Origin of the sequence: Streptomyces sp. FH025, from assembly GCF_017427025.1 — a bacterium.
Classification (GTDB): domain Bacteria; phylum Actinomycetota; class Actinomycetes; order Streptomycetales; family Streptomycetaceae; genus Kitasatospora.
The window spans coordinates 1-1,728 of sequence record NZ_JAFLNG010001066.1 but is presented as its reverse complement, the minus strand read 5'-3'; the positions used below and the strand labels follow the sequence as shown (position 1 = coordinate 1,728).

The 1,728-nt window shown below is 77.1% G+C and carries 1 protein-coding gene and 1 pseudogene; both read right to left on the bottom strand.

Going from position 1 to position 1,728, the window contains the following annotated elements:
• Nucleotides 1-1,315 (bottom strand): hypothetical protein (locus tag J0670_RS37340; protein WP_207817219.1); only part of this gene is annotated, 1,315 nt, incomplete at its 3' end.
• Nucleotides 1,316-1,343: 28 nt separating this feature from the next.
• Nucleotides 1,344-1,728: pseudogene (locus J0670_RS37335) on the bottom strand (hypothetical protein); the annotation flags it as partial.

Genomic DNA, 1,728 nt, shown 5'->3' with positions numbered 1-1,728 from the left:
CGGCAACAGCGGGCCGGTACGGCCCCTGGTCAACGGCCACCGAGGAGGCGCGGGCCACCGGAGCGACCACCGGATCCGTCACGACGGCCACCGCCGCCACGACGGGCGGAACCGCCCCCGACGTCTTCGGGGCATCAGCCGGCCCACCGACCGGACCACCCGCCGGATCGCCGCTCAGGCCGCCCTTCGGCCCCCCGGTGGGCTCCCCCTTCACGTCCTGCGGCCCGGTCAGGTCCGCCAGCGCCAGCCCGCGGAGCTCCTTGCCCTCCGCGTCGGTGAGCACCGGCCGCCCCTGCGCGTCCAGCCGGACGGCCGGGTCGGCGACCTCGACCACCGGTTCGCCGTCCGGCCCGGTGACCACCAGCAGCCCGGCGGCGTCGGTGACCGGGGTGCCGTCGGAGCGCAGGATGACCGGCTTGCCGTCCGCGCCGAGGACGGGCTGCCCGTGTTCGTCGAGCTTGACGTTGAGCCCGGGCACGCCGACCACCGGCTTGCCGTCCCGCCCGGCGAGCAGGACCAGCCCGGTGCCGTCCGCCCCGAGCACGCCCGGTTCCCCGAGCGCGGCGGGCAGTCCGGCGGCGAGCGGGTCGAAGCCGCCCCTGGTGCGGTACGAGGCGGCGGTGATCCCCGTCCCGGACGCGGTGCCGAGCCGCAGCAGGGCGACGACGGCCGGTTCCTTGAGCGCGGCGCCGAGGGCGTCCTTCATGGCGCGGCCGAGTTCGGTGAGCAGCCCGCCGATCTTCAGCGCGGCCGTCTCGACCGCGGCGGCCTCCAGCCCGGCGGCGACCTGCCCGGCCGCGGCGTTCCGCACCGCGTTCGCGGCGTCGCCGACGGCCTTCTCCATCCCGACGACCAGCCCGGTGCGCCCCTGCCCGGTGTCGTTCTTCGCCGCGGTGGCGACCTCGGCGGCGGCCCGCTGGGCGGCCGCGGCCTGTTCCCGGGCCTGCTCGAGTTCGGCGGCCAGGTTCTGGAGGGTGGCGATGATCTCGGCCTTGCAGCCGTCGACGGCCCGGGCGGCGGTGTCGAAGGCTCCGGCGAGCAACCCGACCGCGGTGTGCGCGTCGTCCAGGTGGCCCTTGCCGCCGCCGCTGAAGGCCAGCCAGTACGCGCCGAAGGCGTCCACCGCGTGCCCGGTGTTGTCGGCGGTCACGCGCCGGACGGACTCCCCGGCGCGGCGGGTGAGCCGGTCGGCGTCGGCGGCGAACTCCCGCCAGAGCGCGGCCGCCTTGCGCAGGCCCTCCTCGTCGGCCTGCGGCCACGGGTGACCGGTCCTGGCCAGCAGCGGGACCAGTTCCTCGGGCGGTTTCCGGGACACGCGCATCTCCCCCTTCGAGCCGGACCCGTCAGACCGACATGTCCTTGGGGACGACCGGCGCCGCCCCCGGGGTTGCCCCGGCGTCCTGCGAATGGACGGCCGCCGAGGCGATCGGCGAGGCCGTCGGTGAGGAGCTCGGCCCCGCCGACCCCCCGAAGCCGCTCGCCGCCGAGGTGTCGGTGTCGGTCGTCCGCTCCGCCATCGCGTGCAGCCCGGCCCCGACCTGCCCCACCCGGTCGGCCAACCCGCGCAGCCCACCGATGAGTTCACCGCGCGAAGGGCCGTACACGGCGGCAAAGGCGCTGCCCGGCTGGTCCGTCCCCCAGGGCGCGCCGAGCGCGGCGAGGCCCTTCTCCAGGGCACCCGCGGCCTTGCCCAGCTCGCGCCCGATCTTCTCGAACTCCCGCCCCTCG